Here is a 26,199-nt window from a genome sequence, read left to right as displayed (position 1 = left end):
ATTTATTTTGAAGCATAGATAATAGTGATTTTAGAAGTATATCAAAATGTGGAGTACCTAGGCCAGTAACGCAATCCTATCCATCTTTTGCATATAACTCCCCATTATCTCCTTTAATTATATCATTAAAGTTAGTATGATCTTTGTCATTTTTTGCCATGTAATATAATTTTCCATGCATATTTTTGAATCTTGTACCTGAGGCTTCATTAGCAATAGCTATGAAAGCAGCCCAACAAGGTGTACCCAAACTAGTGCCCGCTAAAGTTTGCCAACCTTTATTTTTACTTAATGAATTACTACAATAGATAAATACTCCTTTTGATATATCACCCAAAAATGAAACATCTGGTACGCATCTATTTTGTATGTTTTTATCAGTTAATTCAATTTGATAATACTGATCTTATGTCAATATCTTGGACACAAAAAGTCAAACTTTTTTATACTGCATTTCTAGCTAATTAATGATTCGCCTCTATCAAACCGGAAGTACTTTCTATACCATAACCTCTCAAATTTTATAAAATTTCAAAATTTTAAGTTTTATATATTGTTATGCTATAATTTCAACTCACTAATATAGTTTTAATTTGCCTCATCATTGCAAGCATAACACCCAAAACATGTTCGTAACATTTTATGTTTTTCACATACAGGAAATCCTTGGTTTAAAGGATCGGATTCTTCTGATGCATCTAACCACTCTTTATAGTTATTTTCATCTATATATTTAGGATTAAACTCATCTATCATATTGTAGAAAATATCAATAAAAAGAAAAACAAACTCTTCATTTGGATAATAATTTAAAGTTTCCCATCCAGTTTTTTCTTTGACCTCTCTTATTACATTAAGTAGAAATTTTCTTTCTTCCACAAAAGTGTTAATTTCCCAAGGCATATCACATATATCAAATCCGATTGTTCCACGCCCTACATATTCTTGATCTTTTTCTAATAGCCAGATTATAACTTCTTTTTCTTTCTTGCTTTTAGCAAGTCTTGATCCACTTAATCCTAGTACAGTAAAAAATACAGCGGAAGCGCCATTACTCATACCTAAAGATTTATCGCCTTCTATTTTAGTTGAATACATATTAAAATTATTTGCCACTCTTTTTCCACACCCTTAATATATAATTTTTAACTATGTAAATCTTCATAAAACCTTATTTTTTTAATTGGATCAAAGTTTATATCGTTATGTTTTTTCATATTAAATTCTACTTGTAAATAATATAACAAGTTTTCTCCATAGTATATAATATCTGTTTAATATACTAAAAATATTGGGTTATCTATTTCATTAGGTTCTGATGGAATATATCTATGTAAATATATAGGTATAAGTTTTGGAACTTTTCTCATCTCTTACTAATAAATTTATCACTTTTCATCCTGTCAACCATATAAAGTAATTATAATCAACCTATATTAAATTTAATTATTTCTCCCATACTATCTAATATAATCTCATCTCCATCAAATGCTATATTATATGGCGTCTCAGCGAATCTAGTCCATAATTTTTCTCCACTATTCCTCCAACACGCTATATCTAATTCAGCCATCATAATCACATAGTCCTTATATCTTAACCAACCTAAAAAACCTTCATAGTAATAATCCTCATCAATTTTCTTTATGTATTGCAGGTTATAAACTAAAATTGTTTGACCTGCACCAATAAATAGAGTATCTGTTTCAGGGATTAATAAAAAACCTGGATGAAAACCACCTGCATTAGGCTCATACCTTTGAGTCACTGTTAAAAATGGCCAATTATCTCCAATACTAACAGACATAAAAAATAATTCGCCATCTACATTATTCAATTCATATTCCTCATTCAATTTAGCATTTTTAATATACTCACTGTACATTTTTGGTAGTTTACATTGTTCAACATTTATTATGTATTTTCCTATATTACACTTTATCATTATAAATTTGTTCCTCACAATTTCATTTTTCAAATATAATTATATTTTTAAAACTCTAGTTGAACCATTAATTATCTAATGAATTAAACATCTTCACTCAGTATTTTGAACCCCTGATATTCTAGTAATGCCCTAAAAGCACCAGCCCCTCCATAAGGCCAAGACCACGGATTAAATTCAATTCTTCCTTTTGCACTTGATATTCGTTCACAAGATACAAAATCATATTCACCATTAGAGAATGCATCTATCATCGATTCAAAATCCCATGGATGTTGTAACTTTGGAGATGTAAATCGTTCATTTATCGAAGTTTCTTTCCATAGTTTTGCATATTCGTTAAGTTCATCAGAAGTTGGCCACCAGAATTTCATCAGAACATCTTCTTCGAAATATCCCATCCATTTTGAATCATTTGATATAATATTCTCTTTTACTTTATCTTCTTTTAGTGCATAAAAAAATTCTTGTAGATTTCTAAATCTATCATTATTATTAATCTCAAATTCAAAATAACAACTTTCCACTTTTTCCCCTCCTTAATTTTTCATATATCTATAAATTCATTAGTTCATCAAAAAATTTATAAATCCAAAAGTAGTTTTCATTATGTAAAATGTTATATTATTCTTGTAACTTGTACCAATCTTCAACCTTTTTCCATGATGCTTCTTTATCTTCTCTCTCATATGCAGCGCCAATTACACTTTTAACTATTTGTAGAAATTAAGATATCAGACAAAACTTTTTCAGTTGAATAATCAAGTCTTCTTTTTAGTATTGCCCAAGGTATTGACACTCTATTTCACTACACTTTTCATTACATCTATTGAATCTATTGGAAACTCCGTATCTTTGTACCTTATTTGTTCTTAACTATTCTGTGTTAATCATACACACATACACAACACTATAACAGTTAAAGTGAGAAATTTAAAAAATTCTATAATTCAAAGATTACTTTTTTGTGTATTATGTGTGTATTGTCTCTGTGTATTATATGTGTATTACGTGTGTATTATCTATATAGTTTTAAGAGGTTCCATGGGTTTTTGAGTATAGTTAATTATATGAAAAAAGCCTTGTATAAAGCCTGTTTAGGGCTAAATACAAGACCTGATATATTTACTAATTACTTAGTTAAAGCTTCTTCAACAGCAACTGCTACTGCAACTGTTGCTCCAACCATTGGGTTGTTACCCATTCCGATAAGACCCATCATTTCAACGTGAGCTGGAACTGATGATGATCCTGCGAATTGTGCATCTGAGTGCATTCTTCCCATAGTATCTGTCATACCGTATGAAGCTGGACCTGCTGCCATGTTGTCTGGGTGAAGAGTTCTTCCAGTACCACCGCCTGATGCAACTGAGAAGTATTTCTTTCCTAGATCAATCATTTCTTTCTTGTAAGTTCCAGCAACTGGATGTTGGAATCTTGTTGGGTTAGTTGAGTTACCAGTTATTGATACGTCAACGCCCTCTTTGTGCATTATAGCAACACCTTCTCTAACGTCATCTGCACCGTAGCATCTAACCTTAGCTCTTGGTCCCTTTGAGTAAGCAACTTCTCTAACTATTGCTAATTCTCCAGTGTAGTAGTCAAACTTAGTTTGAACATATGTGAATCCATTGATTCTTGATATTATTTGAGCTGCATCTTTTCCAAGACCGTTAAGTATAACTCTTAATGGCTCTTTTCTTACTTTGTTAGCTTTTTCAGCTATCTTTATAGCACCTTCTGCAGCAGCAAATGATTCATGTCCTGCTAAGAAAGCAAAACATTTAGTTTCTTCGCTTAAAAGCATTGATCCTAGGTTACCATGACCTAAACCAACTTTTCTGTCGTCAGCAACTGATCCAGGGATACAGAATGCTTGAAGACCTTCACCGATTGCTTTTGAAGCATCAGCAGCTTTTGTGCAGTTTGATTTTATTGCTATAGCAGCACCTAATACATATGCCCAACCAGCGTTTTCAAATGCTATTGGTTGAGTTTCTCTTACTATTGTATATGGATCGAACCCTAAATCAACACAAAGTTGTCTAGCTTCTTCTAATGATTTTATACCATACTTTTCTAATACAGGTGTTATTTGTCCTATTCTTCTTTCATAACTTTCAAATAATGCCATTTCTTTCTCCTCCTTCATCCACTTAATTATGCATGTCTTGGGTCAATTACTTTAGCAGCTTCATCGAATCTTCCGTATTGTCCTGTTGCACCTTCTAAAGCAGCTTGAGCGTCAGTTCCCTTAGCTACAGCTTCCATCATTTTTCCAAGGTTAACAAACTTGTATCCGATTATTTCTCCAGCTTCATCTAGAGCTACATTTGTAACATAACCTTCAGCCATTTCAAGGTATCTTGGACCCTTAGCTAATGTTCCGTACATAGTACCAACTTGGCTTCTAAGTCCTTTTCCTAAGTCTTCAAGACCAGCACCTATTGGAAGTCCGCCTTCTGAGAAAGCACTTTGTGATCTTCCGTAAACTATTTGAAGGAATAATTCTCTCATTGCTGTATTTATAGCATCACAAACTAAGTCTGTGTTTAATGCTTCTAATATAGTCTTTCCAGGTAATATTTCAGATGCCATAGCAGCTGAGTGAGTCATACCTGAACATCCTATTGTTTCAACTAAAGCTTCTTGGATTATACCATCCTTAACGTTTAAAGTTAATTTACAAGCTCCTTGTTGAGGTGCACACCAGCCTACTCCGTGAGTTAATGCTGATATATCTGTAACTTCTTTTGCTTGTACCCATTTTCCTTCTACAGGAATTGGAGCTGCTCCGTGGTTAGGGCCTTTTGCAACTACACACATTTCTTCAACTTCTTTTGAATACATCATTTTGTTTTCTCCTCCTTAATATTAATAAAGAATTTCAAACGCTTGTTGTAGCCTCTATCTAGATAAACATATTACATTTTATAACCTATTCTCAAATTAACTTATTTGCCTTAAGCAAATACTTAAAATGTGAACTGATCTAAAATCATAACTTGTCCACCTCAAATAAAAATAATTAATTAGCTACCTAAAATTCTAAGCCTATTATATCGGTATTTCAAAACTGGGCTGTATTGAAAATACCAAGGCATTCTTAATGCTGGGTTAAAAAAGATCCCACTGGGATATATTTCGTTCCCCACATATATTCTAGCAAAACTAACCCTTAGTAACAATATATTTCTAAAAATTTTTCCACAAATTTCGCTTATTACAGTGTTTACCCTAACTAGACTAAGTATTTACAGTTCTTAAAAAGGCTAATTTATAGTTTATAGCACCTATTATATTCCATTAAACTCATTATATAACAGACAATAATGAAATTAATAAAGTTTTAATTTATAGCTTTAGCAATTTCTATTTACTATTTTCAACTAAACCTCCTTCTTTTATATCGCTAGTTAATTTATTTTATAGAAAATTATTGTGAGTATTTTCTAAAAGGCTTTTTCCAAACTAACTTTTCTTATATTGCAAAAAGTAATGTTCATAAGATAATAGATTCTTGCTCTTTACTACACTTAATTTTAATACTGTTTTAACAGAGCCTTCTTTTTTATTCTCTTGCTTAGGCTAGTATCTAAGCCTATTGTAGTACTTATTTGCACCTTTAATGGAGAAATAAATATTCAAAAGAGCAAAAAATTGTTGCACTATGTTAATATTTATGATAATATAATCATGTTGCTTGCCGATGTGGCGGAACGGCAGACGCACTCGACTCAAAATCGAGCGGGAAACCATGTGGGTTCGAATCCCACCATCGGCACCAAAAAAGAGAAAGTGATATACTCACTTTCTCTTTTTTGTTTTATTATTTTTCTATATAATTAAAAGCTTAACCTCAATATTTAGTAAACAGGCCTTAAATTTTAGCCTCTGTTAAAGTACTGTTTTGATCTTAGCCAAATTTTAAAATAAAAGTATAGCTTATAAGCTATACTTTCACTATATTTATACCAACCTTGCTGCAGGTATCTTTTAAGTAACTAACTATACAACCTTTATAGAACTATTAATTTACATATGAACAAAAATTCTAAGGACCAGCTATTTCCGAGCACGTATAAATTAAGTTTCAATATATGAACTTTTTATCTAAAGTTCCATAACCAATGAACACATAAAAAATGCTAAGCCTCCTATCTACTCAATAAGAAACTTAACATTGTAAATTTATGAAAAGTTCTAATTATTACTGTTTAGAAAAGGTAATACATCCTCCATATAAGCTCTTAGAACTTCCCCAACACTCCAGGCTTGACTGTAGCAGCCTCTACTTGTACAAGTAAAACTACCATCAAATATTTCTGCAATTCCATTTATACAACCATCATGCATATGGTCATCAAAAAGCTTACACATTTCATTTGCTTTTTCAATAGCCTTAGGAGAATGATCATATACCTTACAATATGCTGTTATAAACCCTCCTATTGGAAAAGCCCAGCTGGTTCCCATATGATAAGCCGAATCACGGTTTATTAGCTTTCCTATATACTGCGGTTTGTACTCTTCATCGGTATAAGCTAAGGAGCGTAAGCCGTAACTTGTATAAAGATATTTATATACTGTTTCAACAATATTTTTTTCCTTTTCACGGTCTAACATTGTATAAGGCAAGGAAACTGCCCAGATTTGATTAGGTCTTATCTTTGAGTCATTTTCATCCACTACATCATAAAGGCATTTGTCTTCTTCATTCCAAAACTTTTCATTGAAAGATTTCTTTACTTTTTCTGAAAGCTCAAGATATTTTACGCTCATAGTCTCTTCCTCAAAGTGTTTTGATAACTTTTCCATAACCTTCAAAGCATTATACCATAAAGCATTTATTTCTACTGGTTTACCGTGTCTTGGTGTTACTACCCAGTCTCCTACTCTAACATCCATCCAGGTTACTTGGTCTAAATTACTTCCTGCGCAGATTAGTCCATCTACATCCATCTTAATTGAGAAATCTGTTCCATTTTTATAAGCTTCTACTATTTCCTTTAGTTTAGGATAGATTTTTTCTCTTATAAATTCATAATCCTCGTCTTTACCTGTATAGTTAAGGAACTTATCTACAGAATAAAAATACCATAAGGAAGCATCTACAGTGTTGTATCCAGGGGCATCCTTAGAATCATTAGGAAAAACGTTAGGTATCAATCCGTTCTTTACATATAAGGAAAAGGACTCTAATATTTCTTTATTATCCTCAAATCTGCCAGTACACAAAGTTAGTCCTTGAAGGGCTATCATTGTATCCCTTCCCCAGTCTGCAAACCATGGAAAGCCTGCAAGTATAGTTTTAAGACCTGTGGATTCTCTTTTTACAATAAAGTTATCTGCTGCTTGAGCTAGCCTATTTGCAAAATCATCCTTACAATTCTGCTTATCAATTAACCCATTAATTCTATTTTTATAAGCTTCTAATATAGAAAAACCATCTTTATCATCCACTTCCTCAATAGTACATTTCACAAAAAATTTCTTTATTTCTCTAGGATTTAAGGTTACAACGATATCATAAGGAGTAAAATGATTGTCTAAGCCTAAAAACCCGTTTCTGTTGTCTATAGCATAAAACTGATTTTCTTCTATAAGATAATTAGGAGTAGCCATGCTTGTTGGTATCTTACTTCTATCATAATAATTACCACAAGAAGAATAAAACTTTACATCAAGCTCAGCTTCAGAATGCTTCTTAAGAGAAAGAGTATTCTTGTCTAGCTTAACATCAAACTTTAAATCAGCTTTTTCATTGGTACTTCCAAAATCTCTACAAGCAAAGAGAGGTGTAACTTTAAACTCTATTTCATCTATTCCATTTTCAACTTCATAGCAAACTACAACTGTGTTTTTACCATATTCCATCGAAATCGTCTTCTTAATGCTTATGTCGTCCACCTGATACCTAAAGGTAGGAACTATATCTATTTCAAAACTTTCAAGATATTTATGTCCCTCTTTTTCATAACCTACATACTGTTGACAAGCTAAATCTATTTCTTTTCCATTTACTATAACTCTTTCTTGAGTTTTAGCTAATATGTTCTTTCTATCTACTGGAGGCTTTAAAGATGCTATAAGATATCCACTAAATATTCTGCTGTTATCCCCAACTATTGTCCCATTGGCAAACCCACCAATACCATTAGTAAGTATCCATTCTTTTTCTATTCCTTCACTTAATTTTCTCCAGTTGCTTTTACCAAACCTATATTTATTCATATATTTACTCCTCTCATAAATCTTTGTATAAGTTATATTTAATTTGTTTAATGAATTAGCTGGTTATAGTTTTCTTATTTTAATAGCTTTATAAATAAACCTTTTTAGAACTAATAAGCCTCCAACTTCAGCTATTAATTGATGCATACTCTATAATCCTAAGAAGTCCGGATTGTCTAACATATTTAAATTAAATTTTATATAGGATTCATAAGTCAACTATTAAGTTATACGCACCAGATAATCCCCAGGAGCAGCTATTATCAAACAAGCGTAATTTAGTCTCAATATAGGAATCCTATAACTTCATAACTAGGTTTTCAATCAACTTATATCTATAATTAACTTAAGTTTGTTAAAGTATTAGATAATAACCCCGTCTATGATAAACAAAGTGTTTTAACATCCTATTAAAGTCATTATAAAATTCATTCTACTAAATATATTTGAAAACAGTTGTATATTTTTATTTTTTTTTGTATATTTGTAATATAATTTAGTTTAATGTCCAAAGTTAAGACAGTGTATCTGCGAAGGTTTTATATTTATTAAATTTTAAACTGCTATATAAACAATAGACTTTGTTAAAACAGAGGATTGAAATTACTAGAACTTATTTGCTAAATTGAGCTTACTAATAGATATTTAAAAGAAAGGTTGGAGTATTAATGGATGAATTTTTCAAATCTGATATTTATCTCTTTATAGACGATATATTTTTCCTTATCGACTGCAAAGCTAAGCCTGAGATTTTTGATAAAATAATGGAGAAACATACTACTGAAAAAGAAATTTCTCTGTCAGTAGAAGATAAGAGAAATGATTTATTGATATGGAATGCAGTATATATAAGAGAAATAGTTAAGAGTGGTGTTTCAAAAAAATATCTTCATACGGTTTACAATAAATACTACGAGAAAATTCACACACTCTCCACTCTGCTTGAGCTACAGCAATTAGAACTTGATTTTATAGACACCTATCTAGACATTATGATAAATGATGTGGAGATAAAAGATAACTTCATAGTTAATAAAATTCTTCAATACCTTCATATCAATATTGAAAGTTATGTATCTCTTGAGACTTTATCCAAAGCCTTAGGGGTCTCTATTGGCTATGCTTCTGAAAGCTTCAATAAGTATATGGGTACATCTATTATGAAATATGCAAAGCAAATTAAGATAGATAGAGCCAAGCATCTTTTATTAAACACCGACAAAAGTATTTTAGAAATAGGCTCTTTATTAGGCTTTTATGATCAAAGCCATTTTAGTAAAACCTTTAAAACACTTGTCGGTGTATCCCCTACTGAGTTTAGGAATAAAAACTACTAATCACTATATTACTTTTTTAAAATTTTAAACTCATAAGGCTTTAATATGATTTCATCTTCTAACTCAACTGCTTTATCTAAATATAAATCATAAACTGATGTATTTCTAAGATTATTAGGAAGATGATATGCTTTAGCTTCATCTGAGTTATTAATAATCACAGTAACAGCACCTTTTCTAAAAGCTACAAATTTTGTTGAGCTACCAGCTTCTAACCAATCTATATCTATGATTTTGAAATCTGGTGTTTTTGCTCTTATTTCTATTAATTTTTTTATAAAGGCATATAATTCTCTATCTTGTTTTTCTTCTTCCCATATCATGCATCTTCTATTTAGGTCAGAATAATGACCTTTCTCACCATCTAACCCAATTTCATCACCGTAATATATACAAGGTGAACCTGGTTGAGTAAACATAAATAGGTATGCTAATTTTGCTTTAGCTTTATTTCCTTTTGCTATAGAAAGAATTCTTGAAGTATCATGGCTATCTAATAAATTGAAATTGACTTCATTTACTTGTCTTGGATAGCTTATGAGTACTTGATTTACTATATGCTTAAACTCTTCTCCATTAAAGATATCCTCACAGAAGAATCCATTTATTCCATCTGTAAGCTTATAGTTCATAATTGCATCAAACTGATCTCCCATTACCCAAGGTAGACTATCATGCCATATTTCACCTAAGATATAAACATCATCTTTGATCTTTCTAAGTTCATTTCTAAAATCTCTCCAAAAGGAATGATCTACCTCGTTGGCAACATCTAATCTCCAAGCATCAATATCAAATTCCTTAACCCAATATCTACCTACTTCAAGTAAATATTCTTTAACCTCTGGATTTTCTGTATCTAGCTTTGGCATAGCAAATACAGTACCAAAAGTTTCGTAATTCAGCTTCTTTCCATTTATATTTCCCTCGACCAGGCATTCCTTCACTGGGAACTTCTTTATATGGAACCAGTCCTTATACTCTGAATTTTCTTCGTTTTTAAGCACATCCTGCCACTGTTTTGATAAAAAACCAGCATGATTAAATACAGCATCAAGCATTATCTTTATTCCTCTTTTGTGTGCCTCTTCTACCAATTCTTTAAAGGTTTCTTTGGTTCCTAGTCTTGGATCTATTTCCATGTAATCTATTGTATCGTATCTATGATTTGCGCTTGCAGTAAATATTGGACAGAAGTAGATACCGTTTATCCCTAAGTCTTTTAGGTAATCAAGCTTATCTATTACACCTCTTAAGTCTCCACCCATAAAATTATTGGACGTAGGCTCCGCGCCCCATGGTGCTACATCTTCAGGATCTATAGAATGATCCCCATTGGCAAATCTGTCAGGAAATATCTGATACCATACTGTATCTTTAACCCATTTTGGAGTATTGGCTACATCAATACCATTTAAATAAGGAAAACAGAAAAAGTTCATTGGATTAGATAGCTCTTCTATATCTTCATCTAATTCACCCATTGGAAGATTAAATATCTTTCTCTCTGTAACTAACAATCTTTCTGATTCATTCTCTAATATAAACGCATATCTTGAACGCTTGTATGGAGGTTTATACTCAGCAAACCAGTAATCAAAATATTCTGTTTCAGCCTCTTTTATCATCTCAAAGTTTTCTGCGCTTGACCAAACAGACCCCTTTGCATTTAAATTACCACCATCAGCTCCTCCAGCTTCCCATATATAAGGATCTCCTACTCTTAAAAAGGCTTTTTTTACTTCACCTTTTTTAGTTCTAATTCTTAAATGAAGCGTTTCTCTATCATATCCATAACTAAAATTACTTTTTGGTAAATGATATATTGCCTCTTTAGTTATACTATCTTTCATACTCATAAAATCACCCCTGATTATTTTTTTCAACTTTTTCACCTTTATTCTAGCAAAATAATCAATCCATATTTGTATATTAGTAATATTTATTGTATATATTTAATGTAAGTTTTATTTGAAAAAGAAAAAAATCCCTAAGGGATTTTCTTAGAAAACTTATATATTAAGTTACTTCTTTAAGTAAATAACAACTACCAGAAACTCGCTTAACCTCTTTTTTTATAGAAGCTACATATAATCCTACCTCCTCCGGATTAGAAAAACTATTAAATATACCAAACAAGCCTGCGATTGATAACGAGGTAATAGGAAGCTTTTCAATGTTCCCACTTCTACTTACTGCTTCTATATATTTATTATTCTTATCTTTTTCATTGAAATAATTTAGAACCCCTTTGTCAAAGCTAGTTATAATTTCATCACATATTTTTTTACACTCCTCAATGGGGTTTTCTATTATACATACAAAATCATCTCCACCAATATGGCCGACAAATCCATTGTAAGGGAAAAGAGCTTTTATCTTAGAGTTTATCAACTGAGCTGCAAATTTAATAATCTTATCTCCATTCTCGAACCCATATGTATCATTGTATACTTTAAAATTATCTAAATCTAAATAAAGAATACAGTATGTACGCTCAGTCTTAATAACATTATTTATAGTATTTTCTATAACCATGTTTCCAGGTAGTTCTGTAAGAGGATTAAGCTGCCTTGCATAATTGCATTCCAGCATCATATTGTAGTTAAGCAAAGACTTTATCGAAACAATTCCGCTATACTTGCCATTATTAGTTACAATTATATAATCATATATATTCTTAGTTTTTCTAGCCATAGCTAGTCTAGACACTTCATTAACTGGGGTATAATAGTCTACTATCAGCGGCTTATCATCCATAACCAAGGATACTGGCCTCTTAGTAAATACGGCAACCCCAAATTGGGTAGCAAGAGCAGAATCCAAGGTATGCTTCATAATAAGTCCTACTGGAACTTGATCCTCCACAATGCAAGCACCGGTAATGTCATTTTCATCAAAGTACTCTTTCACCACTTTACAATGTGTGTCAGGACTAAAAGGCTTGTCGTATCTAACTATTTCCCCTATGTGATTAGAGTAATTACTGTTATGCATATTACTTTTAAGCTTATTACATCTTATAATAAGATCCCTTACAGATCTAGAAATATCTAAAAAGGTTCCAGCTGGTCTTGCTATAAAAAAGCCTTGTCCAGCATATACTCCTAAGCTTATTAGAGTCTTCAATTCCTCTTCTGTTTCTATACCTTCAGCTATGAGCTTCATATTAGTTGCATCAGAAAGCTTTACAAAACACTCTATTAGAGATTGTTTAAACGAATCGGTGTTCACATTTCTGATTAAATCCATATCGATTTTAATAAAATGGGGCTTAGTCTCGTTTAACATTTTAAGACCCGAATAGCCTGAACCAGTATCATCAACAGCAATCTTATAGCCTTGATCCACATAATTATCAAGAGCTTGCCTAAATCCTTTATAATCTTCTATACAGGTTTTTTCAGTTATTTCAAATACTATACAGTCCGGTGATACATTGTTTGCTAAAAGAAATTCCTTAGTAAAACCTTTCTTAAATTTTTCATCCTTAAAAATATGAGGATCTACATTTATAAATAGATGCCTATCTTTTTCAATATTAGAAGCACGTTCAATAGCTTTTATTCTACATAGTTGTTCTAGTTCCCAAGTTTTTTTGTAAGTTTGAGCAGCTTTAAATAGTTTATCTGGACTCTGCAACGGTGACTCCTCAGGCCCTCTACTCAAAGCCTCATAGCCTATGATAGTAGCATCTAACAGTGAAACAATAGGTTGATATACTGTGTAGATATCTTTATTATCAAGTATACTTTCCAATTCATCCACCTCACTATAATTTGAAATCTCCACTAACTCATTTATCATATAAGTAATCTCCTCATAGGTTTTCATTACGGTCTCTAATAATCAAACTATATCCACGCATATTCTGATATACTGCTCAGATATTTTAGAAACCTACTATTTTCTTAGCACTAAATTTTAATACATTTAAAATCTACCATAGCTTCATTAAGGCTTATTGTTATTTAAGTTAATTTCATGTAAAAAAAGTTAATTTAAGAGAAGCTGCTATTAGTATCTTACTTTTCTGAACGTATATGAATAAATTCTAGCATGAGACATAATTTTTATTTTTCATTATACTTTGGCTAATTTTCCCTTTATGACGAATTACTAAATAATAAATATAGGCTATGCTAATGAAGGTGTTTCTCTTCCTTCTTAGCATAGCCTCTTTCTTCGTAACTAATTATGAAATATTATATTTTTTCTTGGAGAAAATATATTTTATAAAACTCTAGACCACAAGTAATTTGATTCCTCCAAGCACTAAACCTATTAGAAAGCCACAGATTGCACCATTGATTCTTATCCATTGAAGGTCGCTTCCTACTTTATCTTCAATCAAATCGACCAAGGTTTCTGTATCTAGCTTTTCTATATTTTCTTTAACTAACAACCCTATCTTTTCATGGTTTTCATCTATATAGTTTGATATTTGGCCTCGGATATCTTTTTCTAGTTTATCTATGAGTTCCTTATCTTCTGCTATATTTATGAGTAGGTTATCTATAAAAGGTAATATATTTTCCTTCATTGATACTTCGTCATTAAAATAATACAAAATCTTATCTTCAGCATCTTTTAATATACTCAAGGAAATTTCTTTAAACCTATCACTATTGCTTAATTCCATCTTATAATTATCTATCTTTTCTACAAAACCATCATCATCAGTTAGTTGTCTTATATTATCATTAATAGATTCAATAAGCATTACCCTTGTAGGATTATTAATTTCCTCTAATTCTTTAAGTATAAGCAGTATAAATTCTTGAATGGTGCTTCCAATCTTATCTTCTCCAATAATTCCAACTACTGTATTAAGAGTAAACTGAAGCATACCTTTTTTTTGAACCTTCTTAACAGCATTGACAGATGTTGCTGCTATTTCTCTTCTTACATCTTCCCTCTTTACTGCTTCTCCAACCTTTTCTATAAGAATATCTATAAGCTTATCCTGATAGTCATGACTTAAACCTTCTTCAATTAATTCTTCAACAACATTTTTGGTATCTACCCTAGATAAATAATCACTTATATATTTATTTATATGTATTGAAATTTCTTCTATTTCAACTGAATTCTTCACTCTTTCTATTATACTGAGTAATCCTGCTCTAAATTGCTCTGTATATATGCCTTTTCTGCATATACCTAAGAACTTTTTAGAAAAATTAATTTTTTCCACTCTTTGAATTACACTAGCTTTACTTAGCAAATCATCTTTCACTATAGAAACTAAAGCCATGGTTATACGTTCTCTATTCTTCGGCAAGAGCGCAGTATGTGGAATAGGCACCCCTAGTGGGTGACGAAAAAGAGCTGTTACCGCAAACCAGTCAGCAAGTCCTCCAACTAAACCAGCTTCAAAGCCGCTTTGAAGTAAAAAGATTATTGAGTTATTATTAAAAAATATAGTTGCTATAAAGCCAATAAGCATTATAACTAATGATATTGAGGCCTTTTGGTAAGTTTTTATCTTCATATTTATACTCCTTCTTACAGGTTCCTAACTGAACTATTAATTTATACATAACCTAAAATTCTCAGAAGGCAAGATTTTAGAACAATCATAAATTAAGTTTCTATATAGGAACTCTTTAACTGTATCAGTATACAAACTTCATTTTATTATACTATATCCTATTCTATAATAAATTTCATTAAGATACATTATACTCTCATTCTTCACACTCTAAAACGAATTATTATAACAAAACGAAAAAATCACTGAAGCAAACTCCTTCAGTGATTTCATATTAATTTAGGCTATGCTCAAGAATATTGTTGACAACTTAATTTCAACATAGTATTTTTACAAAGCCATATTTTAATATTTATTAAAATATGCCTTTTGCATTCAAAAACTTACCATAACTTATATCTTCTTTAACTATATGTTCACTTATCCAATCAATTAGAAATGTTAATATGTTCATCATAGCATTCTTTTGCTTTATGTATATGTCTTGCTTTTGTAAGTCAGAAAGTTTTCCTATGAACTCCTCATGCTGCACTTTATGGTCATCAACGATATCATATCCATTTCGACGTAAAAGCTGTTCTTCATAGTCAAAGTGATATTCAGTGTAGTTCTTAAGCTCATTTAACACTTCTCTTATTTCTTCATAACGATCTTCTTCCTCTGAACTGCTCTTAATTAAGTCCATTAGTTTTTCCGCTATAGCAAATAACTGTTTATGTTGATCATCTATTACTTGTACATTTACACTATAAGAATCTTTCCATTGCAACATAATTTAATTCCTCCTGATTAATGCTAGTGAATTCATTATAACAGAATCTCTACTCATTAATCAGTGGATAGTTATTAGCTTTTTTTGAATACCTTGGAATAAAACTCTGTTGCTCTTCTTAGTACTCTTATGGCATTTAACGGATCAATACCTATCGAGGTTTCACCAGTAAGCATAAAACCACTTACACCTCCACCAATGCAATAAAAAATATCATTCATCTCATTTACTGTTGGTTTTTCTTGTTCTTTCAAAGAGTCTAGTACATGAGTTGCTATTATAACATCCTTAGAACTATTCTTCATAGCTCTTATAAAGTTATGCTGATAGAGAGCCATTTTATATATATTAGTCTCTGGAAGTAAATCTCCCCGCCCTAACACCACTCCATCCACTTTTGATGCTATTAATTTTATGTTGTTTATCGCTTTTTCTGTCTCTATCTTTGCCCACAGCCTTGGGGTATATCTTTGTTCTTTATTAAGATCCTTTACCACTCCTATAAAGTTATCAATATCCTTTTCATCATACACATAAGAATATACAATAATGTCTACTTTATTATCTACACAAAACTTTATATCCTTAAAGTCTTTCTTATTTACTTCTTTTGACTTCCTATTCAGCCCTGGCAAGTTACAGCCTTTTTCTGCCCTAATTACTCCTCCACATACAGTTCTGCATTGAAGTATGCCTCCCTGCTTACTTAATACCTCAAATTCCATGCTCCCGTCTTTCATAAATACAGTTTTTACTGAGCATTCAATTAAATCCTGTTCCTTTATATTAAGTGGAACAAGTAATTCATTTCTATGCTGCCAAAATTCTAATATATCACTATACTTATCTTCCGAACAGAAATACAATATATTATCATTAGTTACCTTTACTACCTTATCAAAGCATCTTCCTACTCTTACTTTATAACCTTGTATATCACCAATTATAGATACTCTAGGGAAGCTCCCCTTTATGTATTTAATTATCTCTACCACATTGTCATAGTCACAATGTGAAAAATTTATTCTTATACTGTTTGCCCCTTCTCCTATAATCCTTTTTATATCTTGTCTTGTCCTTACTTTAGGTCCTATTGTAGCGATTGTTAGCATATAACCCCTTCTAGATTAAATTAATTCAATTTTATAATATTAAAAAAAACACATATTTATGTCTAAAATCAGTAACAAAATATTATTGCGGAACATATTATATCTAAGAAGGTGATGCCTATGTTTAAACAAATAGTGAAATTAAAGAAGCTTTGGCTTTCTCAGTGTCTAGCAATGAGGTTTTTAACTCTGTTGGGATTCACTGCCTTTATTCACACATGCATCACTATTTTTACAAATGGTAGCTTTTCTGCATCCTCAAATGAAACCATAAGATCAGTGATGTCATCTATATTTGGATATATATTTGGTAACCAGATTATACCCAATAACAATATAAAAAATAAAAAATTTCAAGTTTTAGTAGCTGGATTTATGGCAGTATTATCTTTATCTGTCTGCATTATAGGTTATTGGACAAGCATTGATGAGACTAATTCAGCAGTAGGGGAAATCAGAAACATCTTATTTTCTACTGTAGGATTTCTAATTAGCAGAGTTAAGAGTGATAATAAGCCAGATAAAGATGATGCTAAAGAGAAAGATAATTGTGAGTGCGATAAAAAAAAATGATATTTAATGATACCCACCTAATGTTAGGTCTTAAATCTTATAACTATGTATCCTACAAAAGTGGGTATCTTTTTTAACTACATTTTATCTGTACTTATTGATCTACATTATTAGCTTATGTTAATTAAACATTCAGAAAGTGCTTTGCAAAATTCTCCTTTAGATATGTCTATTAGATTAGATTTGATATTCATAATTATAGTAGGTGCTTTAACCTTTTTACATAGATATAATGCTGATCCATCTCTTATACAAACTTCCTGGAAGCCTATTTCCTCCATTTTTCTTTTAAATATATGCAAGAATGTCAATACTTCATCCTCATTGCTTACATACACATCTATTATATCAACATCTTTTATTTCATCATTAATATTTAAGTATAAATCTACTCTGGTTTGATTGGCCAGAAGTGCCTTTTTAAATAACATCTCTCCAAACTTCATATTTTTATCAAAAGTGAAATTTACAGTTGCATGTCCATTTTTTATAAGCATCTCATTTACAAAAGAAGAAATATCTTTATTCTCTATATCTAGTCCGTACTTCACCCCGAGCTCCTCCTTATATATCTTTGGCCATCCGATTCTCCAAATATATCTTTGGAAAGTCTAGAAGGCAACATAATTTTCTAAAGAATAAAAAATTTGTGTCTCTATATATTACTCTAAAACTAATAAAATGTTCTATTAAACTAAAAGGATACATATTATTTTAAGGTAATACTATGATATTGGAGGTCTCATGAAAAAACTTCTATCACTGATTCTTGTTTTAATTATTTCGTCAACTTTTATCGGATGTTCTAATGCTCAGTACATAAATTTAAAGAAAAAACCATCTAATCATTACTATACTGAAGAAATGTACAAGCTTATTAGTACTGAAAAGTTTAGCATTTCTGCTTTTGATACTGATGTATACAAAGAGCTTCACCCTAAAGAAGAAGATGATAAGATATTACTAGACTTCGTAAAATCTCTAAAAAGTACTAACTTTATAAATAAGCCAGGCAACCTTCCTGACAAACCGAAGTTTAAAATGTTTATAAAAACCTCAAAAGATAAGTATGTTATAAATATATATGATGACAATATTATCTCAATATTTCCTTGGGATGGAGTTTTTGAAGAAGATTTTATCAATATGGACAAGGTTCCCCTTGCTTATAGATTGGATTCTTTTTGCAAATATGTTTTTAACAAATAGAGTTTTTATTAAAGGCTCCTCTGAGCCATTAGAGGAGCCTTTAATAATGAAAATTCCGTTAAGAAGTAGTAACTCTTTATTCTTTATCTATATTAATTTCTCTTACTTAAAAGTTCCTCTTTAATTTCAAAAATTCTTTTTCTCAAAACAGGATGAAATTCATAAGGAGCTATTTCAGCTAAGGGTTCTATCACAAACAATCTTTCATGCATCCTAGGATGAGGAATAACTATAGCTTCCTCAGAAGATATTATGTCATCATAAAGAAGCACATCTAGATCTATAGTTCTAGGTCCCCATTTTATTATTCTTTCTCTCTTCAATTCTTTTTCTAACTCTAGAAGGTAATTTATGAGTTCTATAGGAGAAAGTATTGTTGATATTTCAGCTACTCCATTCAAGAACTTATCCTGACTTTCATAGCCCCATGGTTCGGTAGTTATAAAGTTAGAAACCTTAATTACCTTAGTGTGCTTTGATTCTTTAAGCTTATCTATAGCTGCTGTTAGGTTAGAGTTTTTATCCCCCATATTTGATCCTAGAGCTATAAATACCTTATGCCACTGTCTATATATTTCAATAGCTGCATATTCAAGATGCTTACCTATAGGTGCCCATGGCTTCTTTATCATTACTTTTACAGCTTTTAAAATATCATACTCTTGTAATATAAACTCTGCAGTTTTCTCAGCAGCGGTTTCTATTAGATCATAACTTTCTCTCTGGAATTCTTTTTCAAGCTTATGACAAAGCTCTCCGTAATGAACAGATTTAGTTAAATCCCCTGTTATTGCGGCTTCTCTTGCATCAAAGAAAAGTTCTAATGATATTACAAATTTTTGACCTAAGGCTTTTTCTTCTCCAAAGACACCATGCTTTGCGAATATCTCTAGATTTTCAATATAAAGTTTATCCAAAATAATTCCTCCTAAAGCTAACCTCTTACAATAGCATCAGTCATAACTGCTGCTCTTTTATTTTCTTTTACATCGTGAACCCTGACAAAATCATATTTTTTCATTATTCCTATAACTGTTGTAGCCACGGTTCCTTCTACTCTTTCATTTGCAGGTAGATTTAAAGTATTTCCAATCATTGATTTTCTTGAAGTTCCTAAAAGCATAGGATAACCTAAGACATTAAGTTTTTCCAAGTTATTCATTACATATAGGTTTTGCTCATAAGTCTTTCCAAAGCCTATTCCTGGATCAAGGATTATCTTCTCCCTTTTAACCCCTGCCTTAAGAGCTATATCTATAGACTCTTTAAGCTCTTTTATCATATCCTCTATTATATTTTCATATTCAGTATTATCTCTATTATGCATAAGACAACAGGGAACCTCGTATTTTGCTGCAACCTTAGCAATATACGGATCCTTCTTAAGTCCCCAAACATCATTTATTAGGTTCGCGCCAGCTTTAATAGCTTCTTCCGCTACCTTTCCCTTATAGGTATCTATAGAGATAGGCACATCAAATCTTTCTCTTATGTCCCTAATAATAGGTATAACTCTTTTTAATTCTTCCTCTTCTCCAACAGGCTCATGATTAGGTCTCGTAGATTCTCCACCTATATCAATTATATCAGCTCCTTGCTGAAGCATTAAACTAGCATGCTCAATAGCATTTTTGCGACAATTAAACTTTCCTCCATCAGAAAAAGAATCCGGTGTCAAGTTTAATATTCCCATTATATAGGTCCTTTTCCCCAAGTCAAATTCTTTATTTCCTATGTACATACTTTACTCCTTTATGCAGAAAATATCTTAATTAAACTACAAAAAAGTAGCATAATCTATGTTTAATATATTATTTTCATATTTCTTTTTTCTTCATTCCAGTTACATAAAAGTGTTGCCTTGCAATTATAGCAATCTCTTGAAAGCTTGTCACTTCTGTAAAATATCTTATTAAACTGATTTTCATCTGAATTTCTATGTTTAATTATAGCTTCTAATATAATGTTTTGCTCTCTATAATCAAATCCAGCTTCTTTTAAAAGTTCCTCAGCTATCTTATATGAAGCTTCATGATGGGGCGTACCATCTTCGTACTGCTTAAATCTTCCTATATCATGGAGCAAAGCTGTAGCATAAACTATTTCCTTAGAAATATCTAGCTTTTCCTCTAAAACCATTATATAGGCTATCCTAGCTACATCTAAAAAATGATCTAAATCATGCTTACAAAATATTCTATCAGCTTCATAGTTTCTAACCTTAGTCAAACATTCATTATATTTCAAGCTTTTTAGTATATAATTTACTTTATCCATACTATCACCATAGTTTCTTAATAATAAACAATTCTTTAAAGCCATCTTCTTTATTGAATCTTTTTACGCATCTGCCTTTTCTAAACCTATGTGAAAAAGTTCTGGAAGACGCCATATTTTCTCTTTTTTATTCTTTCTTCCATATGTACATTTGAGCCATGCCAGCATACTTATCCACAGATTTATCTAAAATATTATTTTCTAAAGAATAGTGAAGAGATTTATTTAAAGCCTTATTAGGGTTAAAACTTCATTCTTCAATTCATTATTATTAATGAACTCTCCTCTATAAGTAGTTGTAACAGTACAACTGCCAGCTTTCTTTATTCCTCTCATACTCATGCACATGTGCTCTGCTTCTATAACCACCATAACTCCACTTGCATCTAAAAACTTCATTATAGCATCAGCTATTTCCTCTGTAAGTCTCTCTTGAAGTTGAGGCTTCTTAGCATAAACATCTACAGTTCTAGCTAACTTGGATAACCCTGTAACCTTGCCATTTGGTATATAAGCTATATGAACTCTACCATAGAACGGTAAAAAGTGATGTTCACACATAGAATAAAAATTAATATCTTTCTCTAATACTAAATCATTTCCTTCCACAGTAAATTGCTTTGAAAGATATTCTTTAGCATCCTTCCCAATACCAGAAAAAATCTCTTCATACATCCTAGCTATTCTATCAGGAGTTTCTACTAAGCCTTCTCTATTTACATCTTCACCTATTGCTTCTATTATCATTCTTGCAGCTTGCTTTATCTTTTCTTTGTCCACCATTATTTCCTCCTGCAACGTACTCAATAAAATTATTTTAACTTATTCATAAATGTATGTTAAAATCATTATATCAAAAAATACTGATATAGATGTACCACTTCATAATAAAATTTATATTATCAAATTCTCCTCTTAAGCCCCATAGGAGTTTTGATAAGGGATTTAGGATTGAAGTGTTATATCTTCAAATATATAGTTTTGAAAGGAATGATCCTCTTTTGAATATAAAAGCAGAATTTCACTGTCATACAACTTCCTCTGACGGAAAGATGTCTCCTACAGAAGTTGTACAACGTGCAAGTATAAAAGGAATACAATTCTTAGCTATCACAGATCATGACAACACTGAAGGAATTGATGAGGCTATTGAAGCCTCAAAGAATCATGGTATTACAATAATACCTGGTATAGAGCTCTCCTGCAACCACAATAAAGAAAGCGTCCATGTGTTAGGTTATTTTAGAGATGATTCTTATAAAGATGAGAGTTTACAAAAGTTTTTAAGAGACCTTAAGACTTCTAGGGTGGAAAGAGCTAAAAGCATAGTAGATAAATTAAAAACTTATTTTGATATTGAACTAGATTATGCAAGAGTTCTGGAAAAAGGTGAAGGAGTCGTTGCTCGTCCTCACATTGCACAAAGCATAATAGAGGCAGGTTATGATTACTCTTGGGAATATATATTTGATAAAATAATAGGCAATGACTGCCCTGCTTATGTTCCTAATAAAATAATAACTGTTGAAGAAGGTGTAGCTCTTCTAAAAAAATACAATGCTGTTGTAGTACTTGCTCATCCAGTACTCCTAAAGAAAAACACTCCTGAGGATTTATTAAAGTTTGGTTTTGACGGTTTAGAAGCCATATACTTTATGAATTTTAAAAAAGATGAGGCTCGCTTGACAAGTTTATGTAGAAATAAATCTCTTCTTTTCACCTGTGGTTCTGACTTCCATGGTATTACTGAAGGTGATACTAAGCATGGAGATATAGGTGATATGTCTATTGACACAGCTGACTTTAATAACTTTATGAATTTTTACAATAAAGACTACTGTATATAATAGCAAGCCATACTAACCTTCTCATATTACTAGATTTATATAACAAAAAAATTGTATGCTTTGTTTTACAACAAAAAGTTTCTATGCATTATAAGAGATTCCTATATTTAGGAATCTCTTATATTTATCTTATTATCACTATTCTACTATACTACATCTTTAATTATGGCTATATTTAATAATATTGTTGAAATTAAATGGTTATGAAGGAGATGCTATATGAGCGAGCTCATCTAAGCATCGGATGACTAACCACTTAATTTCAACACGGTGCTTTAACAGAACCTTAATTATTTTTTCTCTTCATTTTCTCTTGAGATGGTAGCCTGAGTAATTTCATCATAGGCTTCTTCTGACTTTTCAGCCTCAGCTTTCTTTTTATCATCTAAAAACCACTTTGCAACAGTTGTTGGATCATTTAAAATACCAGCCATTACAAGTATAGACAAAATTGCATTTATTATATCCTTATAATTAGAAGGAAGTATATCTAATCCAAAGCCCTGCAAAACCATAGGGATTAATGCAGCTATTGCTACCCATAAACCGTAATTTCTAAATCTTGATTTGTCCATAACTTCCCCTCCTTCATTTGTTATACTTCATTATATTCAATATGCAAATTAATGTGTATTTCATTATTATTTTATGATGGATTTTGCCATCATAGGTATTGTTGACAGTAAGAAAGACATAGACAATCTTAAAGATCATCTATGTCTATTATCTTATTATCTATATATTCAATTACTTTCTATACTTATTAGTAAATCAGTTTTAAGCTTCTAATAAGAATGCTTCATAACCTCTAACAGCTTCATAGATATCTGCTTTAGATGCAACTTCCCAAGGAGCATGCATGTTTTGAAGTGCTATACCACAGTCAATTACTTCCATATTATACTCTGCAAGTATATAGGCAATTGTACCACCGCCGCCTTGATCTACTTTTCCTAATTCAGCTGTTTGCCAAGCTACGTTATGTTTATCCATAATAGCTCTTATTTGTGCTATGAACTCTGGATTTGCATCGTTGCAACCACCTTTTCCTCTTGAACCAGTATACTTATTGAATACTACTCCTTTACCAAAGAAAGCAGAATTCTTCTTTTCCATTACTAAAGGATAGTTTGGATCAAATGCTGCACTAACATCAGAAGAAAGCATCTTTGAATTAGTTAAACATCTTCTTAGCTTAAGTTCGCTATAATCTCCTACTCTATCCATAACCTCAGCTACTATATTTTCAAAGAATTTTGAATGCATTCCAGTAGCTCCTACGCTACCTATTTCTTCTTTATCTACAAATAAAGCAACACAAGTTTTATCAACTTCTTCTAACTTAACTATTGCTTCAAATGAAGTGAAGGCACAAATTCTATCATCATGTCCATATGCCATTACCATACTTCTATCTAGACCATAATCTCTAGCCTTACCTGCTGGAACTATTTCAAGTTCTGCTGAAACAAAATCCTCTTCTGTTATATCGTACTTTTCATTAAGTATAACAAGTATATTTTCTTTTACTTTTTCCTTAGCATCCTTATCTTTTATAGGTCTGCTTCCAACTAAAAGATTAAGATCCTCTCCCTCAACAACTTTGTCCCCTTTTTTACCTAATTGATCAGCGGATAAATGTATAAGCAAATCAGATATTCCAACTACAGGATCATTGTCATCTTCACCTATAACTACATCTACAATAGTACCATCTTTCTTTACAACTACTCCATGTATAGCTAGAGGAATAGCTACCCATTGATACTTTTTAACTCCACCGTAATAATGAGTTTCTAAAAGAGCTAAATCTGTATCCTCATAAAGTGGGTTTTGCTTTACGTCAAGTCTAGGTGAATCTACATGTGCACCTAGTATTGTAAGACCTTTTTCTAAAGCCTCTTTTCCTATAACAAACATTGCTAAAGTTTTGCCCATATTGTTAGCATAAACCTTATCACCAGCTTTTAGGGTTTCACCTTTTGATATAATTTCTTTTATATCTCTATAGCCCTTTTCTTCAGCCATTCTTATAAATTCTGTAACACATTCTCTTTCAGTTTTGCACTTAGACATAAAATTCTTATATCTTTCACTAACTTCAAAAACCTTAGTAACATCTTCGTCTGAATATTTATCCCAAGCATTTGGGAACTCTCTAGTAAGTACTTTCTTAGTCATTCTAACCTCTCCTCATATATCTATAAAAATCGCTAATACGACCTTCGCTAATATTTTTTTGCAATGTTTAAATTAACCCTTGCAGTTCTATATTTTTACATTCTATTATCATAGTATATGTTTCTTTTATATTATTATAGAATATAGTTGTTTAGATATCAAAAACTTAATACACACAAAGTCTTATTCTAGATATATTCCTATATATCTTTAGTAAACTTTATCAATATACCTATAAATACCTTTTCCACTTAAATATCCCCATAAGTATTACCACAAGAAAAGCCATGGTGCCTATCAATCCTTCAAAAGCATATTTCTCATATTTAAAAGGTATATGTTCAAAACTCATTCCAAAAATTGCAGTTATAAGTTGTAAAGGTAAAAATACTGCGGTTATTATAGTAAATACCTTCATAAGATCATTAGTCCTATTGGCAATCTCTGCTTCATAGGCTTCTCTTACCATTGCTAGGTCCTGTCCTAAACTTTCCATTGATGACAGTAACTTTTCTATCTTATCGTTTAAATTCTTAAACAAGTACATTTTATCTTCTTCAATCACATTATTTTCGTTTAATAGAAGTGCATCACCTATGTAGCGAAGTGGATTCAACAGTTTTCTTAACTTATAGCTTTCTCTTCTCAAGGAAACAATTTTACTTATATGCTTCGATTTAGGAGACTTTAATATATCTAACTCTATTTTATCAGCTTCTGTTTCTAAATCTGCTATAATGTTATAATTATTTATTATAAGCCTATCAAGAATATAATACAATATTATGTAAGGTTTACAAATTTCTTTTAATATAAAACAGTTCTTATCTCTTCCTATATCCTCTAAAAGCTTAGATATAAGTTCTACTTCATTTTTATAAACAGTAATGATAAAGCTTTTACTTAAATAAATATCAATTTCCCTAGGTATTATCTTTAAACTTTCATTGTCTAGTGCGTTAAACACCATAAAGGTATAGTTTTTATAATAATCAATCCTAGGATACTGTCTAAAGTTTTGGCACTCCTCTATAGTTTCCTTAGAAAAAATAACCTCAAGTTCATGTACTTCTTTTTGGTTGCAACAAATCCAATAATAAGATCTCTCAAGTTCCCATTCCTGCACAACATCTAAATTATTACAAATATCATACACAATCATAAATATCACCTTTTTTCAATGATTTATTTATTATGTGCATGATCATGTACTTTTAT

24 protein-coding genes and 1 tRNA gene are annotated in these 26,199 nt (G+C 31.1%); 5 read left to right on the top strand and 20 right to left on the bottom strand.

Annotated elements, in window-relative coordinates; all coding sequences use genetic code 11:
- Positions 1–76: 76 nt before the first annotated feature.
- The 6 genes from GXK57_RS06240 to GXK57_RS06215 form a co-directional block, all read right to left on the bottom strand.
- Entirely contained in the window at positions 77–337 is a 261-nt protein-coding gene (locus tag GXK57_RS06240) for a hypothetical protein (RefSeq protein ID WP_160673115.1), read from the bottom strand.
- Between the two features lie 251 nt (positions 338–588).
- Positions 589–1,116 carry a hypothetical protein gene (locus GXK57_RS06235; RefSeq protein WP_160673112.1) on the bottom strand — a complete coding sequence of 176 codons (528 nt, stop codon included), beginning with the start codon at positions 1,114–1,116 and terminating at the stop codon, positions 589–591.
- A gap of 310 nt (positions 1,117–1,426) precedes the next feature.
- The gene (locus tag GXK57_RS06230) at positions 1,427–1,945 is read right to left on the bottom strand and encodes a hypothetical protein (protein WP_160673109.1); all 519 of its coding nucleotides are present in this window, start codon (positions 1,943–1,945) and stop codon (positions 1,427–1,429) included.
- Between the two features lie 83 nt (positions 1,946–2,028).
- On the bottom strand, positions 2,029–2,472 hold the full coding sequence (locus GXK57_RS06225; RefSeq protein ID WP_160673106.1) for a hypothetical protein: 444 nt from the start codon (positions 2,470–2,472) through the stop codon (positions 2,029–2,031).
- 605 nt (positions 2,473–3,077) lie between these two features.
- Complete coding sequence (locus GXK57_RS06220) at positions 3,078–4,079, bottom strand: GGGtGRT protein (protein WP_160673103.1); 1,002 nt, start codon at positions 4,077–4,079, stop codon at positions 3,078–3,080.
- Between the two features lie 26 nt (positions 4,080–4,105).
- Positions 4,106–4,798, bottom strand: coding sequence for a hypothetical protein (locus tag GXK57_RS06215; protein WP_128214741.1), 693 nt, complete (start codon positions 4,796–4,798; stop codon positions 4,106–4,108).
- A gap of 852 nt (positions 4,799–5,650) precedes the next feature.
- Between GXK57_RS06215 and GXK57_RS06210 the strand changes: the two genes are divergently transcribed.
- Positions 5,651–5,732: transfer RNA gene (locus tag GXK57_RS06210), tRNA-Leu, on the top strand.
- A 416-nt stretch (positions 5,733–6,148) separates the two neighbouring features.
- On the opposite strand, the gene GXK57_RS06205 is transcribed toward GXK57_RS06210, so the two are convergent.
- On the bottom strand, positions 6,149–8,179 hold the full coding sequence (locus GXK57_RS06205) for an amylo-alpha-1,6-glucosidase (protein WP_160673100.1): 2,031 nt from the start codon (positions 8,177–8,179) through the stop codon (positions 6,149–6,151).
- 668 nt (positions 8,180–8,847) lie between these two features.
- Between GXK57_RS06205 and GXK57_RS06200 the strand changes: the two genes are divergently transcribed.
- Positions 8,848–9,516, top strand: a complete 669-nt coding sequence (locus GXK57_RS06200; RefSeq protein ID WP_160673097.1) for an AraC family transcriptional regulator — start codon at positions 8,848–8,850, stop codon at positions 9,514–9,516.
- Between the two features lie 8 nt (positions 9,517–9,524).
- Here GXK57_RS06200 and GXK57_RS06195 read toward each other — a convergent pair whose 3' ends face one another.
- From GXK57_RS06195 to GXK57_RS06175, 5 genes are all read right to left on the bottom strand, one after another.
- Positions 9,525–11,375 carry a glycoside hydrolase family 13 protein gene (locus GXK57_RS06195; RefSeq protein WP_160673094.1) on the bottom strand — a complete coding sequence of 617 codons (1,851 nt, stop codon included), beginning with the start codon at positions 11,373–11,375 and terminating at the stop codon, positions 9,525–9,527.
- A gap of 160 nt (positions 11,376–11,535) precedes the next feature.
- Entirely contained in the window at positions 11,536–13,323 is a 1,788-nt protein-coding gene (locus GXK57_RS06190; RefSeq protein WP_160673091.1) for a GGDEF domain-containing protein, read from the bottom strand.
- Positions 13,324–13,759: 436 nt separating this feature from the next.
- The gene (locus tag GXK57_RS06185) at positions 13,760–15,010 is read right to left on the bottom strand and encodes a DUF445 domain-containing protein (RefSeq protein ID WP_160673088.1); all 1,251 of its coding nucleotides are present in this window, start codon (positions 15,008–15,010) and stop codon (positions 13,760–13,762) included.
- A 355-nt stretch (positions 15,011–15,365) separates the two neighbouring features.
- On the bottom strand, positions 15,366–15,782 hold the full coding sequence (locus tag GXK57_RS06180; protein ID WP_160673085.1) for a bacteriohemerythrin: 417 nt from the start codon (positions 15,780–15,782) through the stop codon (positions 15,366–15,368).
- A 74-nt stretch (positions 15,783–15,856) separates the two neighbouring features.
- The gene (locus GXK57_RS06175) at positions 15,857–16,894 is read right to left on the bottom strand and encodes a pyruvate kinase (protein ID WP_160673082.1); all 1,038 of its coding nucleotides are present in this window, start codon (positions 16,892–16,894) and stop codon (positions 15,857–15,859) included.
- A 120-nt stretch (positions 16,895–17,014) separates the two neighbouring features.
- Here GXK57_RS06175 and GXK57_RS06170 point away from each other — a divergent pair, with 120 nt between their 5' ends.
- Positions 17,015–17,467, top strand: a complete 453-nt coding sequence (locus GXK57_RS06170; protein WP_160673079.1) for a hypothetical protein — start codon at positions 17,015–17,017, stop codon at positions 17,465–17,467.
- Between the two features lie 110 nt (positions 17,468–17,577).
- On the opposite strand, the gene GXK57_RS06165 is transcribed toward GXK57_RS06170, so the two are convergent.
- Positions 17,578–18,018 (bottom strand): hypothetical protein, encoded by a 441-nt coding sequence (locus GXK57_RS06165; protein WP_160673076.1) that lies wholly within the window; start codon positions 18,016–18,018, stop codon positions 17,578–17,580.
- Positions 18,019–18,211: 193 nt separating this feature from the next.
- On the opposite strand from GXK57_RS06165, the gene GXK57_RS06160 reads away from it, so the two are divergent.
- Positions 18,212–18,676 (top strand): DUF4883 family protein, encoded by a 465-nt coding sequence (locus tag GXK57_RS06160; RefSeq protein ID WP_160673073.1) that lies wholly within the window; start codon positions 18,212–18,214, stop codon positions 18,674–18,676.
- A 92-nt stretch (positions 18,677–18,768) separates the two neighbouring features.
- On the opposite strand, the gene folK is transcribed toward GXK57_RS06160, so the two are convergent.
- From folK to folE, 4 genes are all read right to left on the bottom strand, one after another.
- Positions 18,769–19,593 carry a 2-amino-4-hydroxy-6-hydroxymethyldihydropteridine diphosphokinase gene (gene folK / locus GXK57_RS06155; protein ID WP_160673070.1) on the bottom strand — a complete coding sequence of 275 codons (825 nt, stop codon included), beginning with the start codon at positions 19,591–19,593 and terminating at the stop codon, positions 18,769–18,771.
- A gap of 17 nt (positions 19,594–19,610) precedes the next feature.
- A complete protein-coding gene (gene folP / locus GXK57_RS06150; protein WP_160673058.1) occupies positions 19,611–20,417 on the bottom strand; it encodes a dihydropteroate synthase in 807 nt (268 codons plus the stop codon).
- 62 nt (positions 20,418–20,479) lie between these two features.
- Positions 20,480–20,953: an HD domain-containing protein gene (locus tag GXK57_RS06145; RefSeq protein WP_160673055.1), complete on the bottom strand. Its 474-nt coding sequence runs from the start codon at positions 20,951–20,953 to the stop codon at positions 20,480–20,482.
- A 225-nt stretch (positions 20,954–21,178) separates the two neighbouring features.
- The gene (folE, locus tag GXK57_RS06140; RefSeq protein WP_347709083.1) at positions 21,179–21,733 is read right to left on the bottom strand and encodes a GTP cyclohydrolase I FolE; all 555 of its coding nucleotides are present in this window, start codon (positions 21,731–21,733) and stop codon (positions 21,179–21,181) included.
- Between the two features lie 221 nt (positions 21,734–21,954).
- Between folE and GXK57_RS06135 the strand changes: the two genes are divergently transcribed.
- Positions 21,955–22,800, top strand: coding sequence for a PHP domain-containing protein (locus tag GXK57_RS06135; RefSeq protein ID WP_160673049.1), 846 nt, complete (start codon positions 21,955–21,957; stop codon positions 22,798–22,800).
- A gap of 290 nt (positions 22,801–23,090) precedes the next feature.
- Here the strand turns inward: GXK57_RS06135 and GXK57_RS06130 are convergent, their stop codons facing one another.
- The 3 genes from GXK57_RS06130 to GXK57_RS06120 all read right to left on the bottom strand — a co-directional run bounded on the left by GXK57_RS06130 (position 23,091) and on the right by GXK57_RS06120 (position 26,143).
- Positions 23,091–23,375 (bottom strand): phage holin, encoded by a 285-nt coding sequence (locus GXK57_RS06130; RefSeq protein WP_160673046.1) that lies wholly within the window; start codon positions 23,373–23,375, stop codon positions 23,091–23,093.
- A gap of 202 nt (positions 23,376–23,577) precedes the next feature.
- On the bottom strand, positions 23,578–24,981 hold the full coding sequence (locus tag GXK57_RS06125; protein ID WP_160673043.1) for an aminopeptidase: 1,404 nt from the start codon (positions 24,979–24,981) through the stop codon (positions 23,578–23,580).
- Between the two features lie 232 nt (positions 24,982–25,213).
- Complete coding sequence (locus tag GXK57_RS06120) at positions 25,214–26,143, bottom strand: magnesium transporter CorA family protein (RefSeq protein ID WP_160673040.1); 930 nt, start codon at positions 26,141–26,143, stop codon at positions 25,214–25,216.
- Positions 26,144–26,199 lie beyond the last annotated feature (56 nt).

Source organism: Clostridium sp. C8-1-8 (genome assembly GCF_009928445.1).
Lineage (GTDB): Bacteria > Bacillota > Clostridia > Clostridiales > Clostridiaceae > Clostridium_AR.
The sequence above is the reverse complement of the archived record's forward strand: the minus strand, read 5'-3'. Positions and strand labels throughout refer to the sequence as shown.

Excerpts from the sequence above, each read along its gene's own strand:
- GXK57_RS06230 (WP_160673109.1), bottom strand. The coding sequence starts at position 1,945 with ATGATAAAGTGTAATATAGGAAAATACATAATAAATGTTGAACAATGT.
- GXK57_RS06220 (WP_160673103.1), bottom strand. The coding sequence starts at position 4,079 with ATGGCATTATTTGAAAGTTATGAAAGAAGAATAGGACAAATAACACCT.
- GXK57_RS06215 (WP_128214741.1), bottom strand. The coding sequence starts at position 4,798 with ATGATGTATTCAAAAGAAGTTGAAGAAATGTGTGTAGTTGCAAAAGGC.
- GXK57_RS06205 (WP_160673100.1), bottom strand. The coding sequence starts at position 8,179 with ATGAATAAATATAGGTTTGGTAAAAGCAACTGGAGAAAATTAAGTGAA.
- GXK57_RS06200 (WP_160673097.1), top strand. The coding sequence starts at position 8,848 with ATGGATGAATTTTTCAAATCTGATATTTATCTCTTTATAGACGATATA.
- GXK57_RS06195 (WP_160673094.1), bottom strand. The coding sequence starts at position 11,375 with ATGAGTATGAAAGATAGTATAACTAAAGAGGCAATATATCATTTACCA.
- GXK57_RS06190 (WP_160673091.1), bottom strand. The coding sequence starts at position 13,323 with ATGATAAATGAGTTAGTGGAGATTTCAAATTATAGTGAGGTGGATGAA.
- GXK57_RS06185 (WP_160673088.1), bottom strand. The coding sequence starts at position 15,010 with ATGAAGATAAAAACTTACCAAAAGGCCTCAATATCATTAGTTATAATG.
- GXK57_RS06180 (WP_160673085.1), bottom strand. The coding sequence starts at position 15,782 with ATGTTGCAATGGAAAGATTCTTATAGTGTAAATGTACAAGTAATAGAT.
- GXK57_RS06175 (WP_160673082.1), bottom strand. The coding sequence starts at position 16,894 with ATGCTAACAATCGCTACAATAGGACCTAAAGTAAGGACAAGACAAGAT.
- GXK57_RS06170 (WP_160673079.1), top strand. The coding sequence starts at position 17,015 with ATGTTTAAACAAATAGTGAAATTAAAGAAGCTTTGGCTTTCTCAGTGT.
- GXK57_RS06160 (WP_160673073.1), top strand. The coding sequence starts at position 18,212 with ATGAAAAAACTTCTATCACTGATTCTTGTTTTAATTATTTCGTCAACT.
- folP (WP_160673058.1), bottom strand. The coding sequence starts at position 20,417 with ATGTACATAGGAAATAAAGAATTTGACTTGGGGAAAAGGACCTATATA.
- GXK57_RS06145 (WP_160673055.1), bottom strand. The coding sequence starts at position 20,953 with ATGGATAAAGTAAATTATATACTAAAAAGCTTGAAATATAATGAATGT.
- GXK57_RS06130 (WP_160673046.1), bottom strand. The coding sequence starts at position 23,375 with ATGGACAAATCAAGATTTAGAAATTACGGTTTATGGGTAGCAATAGCT.
- GXK57_RS06125 (WP_160673043.1), bottom strand. The coding sequence starts at position 24,981 with ATGACTAAGAAAGTACTTACTAGAGAGTTCCCAAATGCTTGGGATAAA.
- GXK57_RS06120 (WP_160673040.1), bottom strand. The coding sequence starts at position 26,143 with ATGATTGTGTATGATATTTGTAATAATTTAGATGTTGTGCAGGAATGG.